Annotated in this window: 2 protein-coding genes; one reads left to right on the forward strand and one right to left on the reverse strand. The window is 77.5% G+C overall.

All coding sequences use genetic code 11. The features are described 5' to 3' along the window. Positions 1-68: 68 nt before the first annotated feature. Entirely contained in the window at positions 69-467 is a 399-nt protein-coding gene (locus ACFWEK_RS21555) for a hypothetical protein (protein WP_430548428.1), read from the reverse strand. A gap of 66 nt (positions 468-533) precedes the next feature. On the opposite strand from ACFWEK_RS21555, the gene ACFWEK_RS21560 reads away from it, so the two are divergent. Continuing rightward, the gene (locus ACFWEK_RS21560) at positions 534-1469 is read left to right on the forward strand and encodes an alpha/beta hydrolase family esterase (RefSeq protein WP_430555366.1); all 936 of its coding nucleotides are present in this window, start codon (positions 534-536) and stop codon (positions 1467-1469) included. The last annotated feature ends 97 nt before the right edge of the window (positions 1470-1566 follow it).

Raw genomic sequence — 1566 nt, forward strand, 5'->3', positions numbered from 1 at the left:
CCGCCGCGGCCCTCGTGCTCCCTCGCCGTCGTCCGTCCTCCCTCGAGATCCCGTCCTCCCTCGGCCGGTCACCAGGACCAGCCGCGGGAGCTGAGCTCCAGCTCCTCGCGCAGCCGTTCGGCGGACTCGGCCCGCTCGCCGGCGCGCATGGGCAGGTCGACGACGCTCAGCCCGGCGAGGCGGCACGCCTCGCGCAGCAGGGCGTCGTAGGCGCCCTGCGCGGCGCGGGCGTGGTGGGCGCGGGCGTAGACCTGCGGGTCGGCGTCGATGGCGCGCAGCTCGCGCGCCAGCTCCCCCAGGCGCACCTGGACGGTCAGCGTCAGCAGCGGGTCGGCGGCGGGGGCACGACGACGGAGCGCCCGGCGGGCGACGGCGTCCCGGTGCGCGTCGGAATGCGCCCACGACCGGGCGGCGACCGTCGCGACCAGCGCGAACGCCGCCGTCAGGAGCGCCAGCTGCCACGTCATCGGAGCACCACCTCCGCACCGTTTTCAGCCTATGCCGGGCGCCGCTCGCACGCGACAATCGACGGCATGCCGGCGCACCGCCCGATCCTGGCGACCCTCGTCGCGCTGGTCACCCTGCTGCTCACGGCCTGCGGCTCCGCCGTGCCTCCGCAGGCCGACGAGCAGCCCCTGGTGCTCGCGGCTGCCGAGGCGATGCCGGCAGGCACGGCGGGCGTCGTCGACGTCGGCGGCCGGCCCGTCCAGCTCCATGTGCCGCCCGCCTACCAGCCCGACCTCCCCGCCCCGCTCCTCCTCGTCCTGCACGGCTTCGGCTCCGACGCGGCGCGCGCGGAGGCCATGCTCGGGCTGCGGGACCAGGCCCTCGCGCGCGGCGTGCTCTACGCCCTCCCCGAGGGCACCGAGGGGCCGGACGGGCGCCGGTTCTGGAACGCGACCGACGCCTGCTGCGGCGCCGACCGCGCGGGCGTCGACGACTCCGCGTACCTGGCGCAGGTGATCCGCACGCTCGCGGCCACGTACGCCGTGGACCCCGAGCGGGTCGCTGTGGTCGGGTACTCCAACGGCGGCTTCATGGCCTATCGCACCGCGTGCGACCACGCCGACCTCGTGTCCGTCGTGGTGTCGCTCGCGGGCGCGATGCCGGCGGACGACGGCGCCTGCCGGCCGTCGCGCCCGGTGACCGTGGTGCAGGCGCACGGCGCGGACGACCCCGTGATCCGCGCGGGCGGCGGGACCCGCGACGGGCACGCCTACCCGGCGGCGGCGGAGTCGGCCGCCGCGTGGGCACGTCACGACGGGTGCGCGGCGGCCCCCGTCACCGCTCCCGACCGGCGCGACCTCGACAGCGCGGTCGCCGGCGCCGAGACCACGGTGAGGACGTGGGCCGGGTGCACGGGCGGCGCCGAGGTCGAGCTGTGGTCGATCGCGGGCGCGGACCACTCCCCCTCGCTCGCCCCGGAGTTCGCGACGGCGCTGCTCGACCTCGTCACGGGAGCGCGCTGACGACGACCAAGGCTCGCCTGTCTCGGGGAGGGCGGAGAAGGGGCGGGCGAAGGAGTCGCCGCCGTCCCGGCTGACCGTGTGCGTGCGGTGGCCGAGG

It is taken from the genome of Isoptericola sp. NPDC060257 (genome assembly GCF_042726645.1).
Lineage (GTDB): Bacteria > Actinomycetota > Actinomycetes > Actinomycetales > Cellulomonadaceae > Isoptericola > Isoptericola nanjingensis.

Coding starts and splice junctions, on each gene's coding strand:
- ACFWEK_RS21560 (WP_430555366.1), top strand. CDS start 534: ATGCCGGCGCACCGCCCGATCCTGGCGACCCTCGTCGCGCTGGTCACC.
- ACFWEK_RS21555 (WP_430548428.1), bottom strand. CDS start 467: ATGACGTGGCAGCTGGCGCTCCTGACGGCGGCGTTCGCGCTGGTCGCG.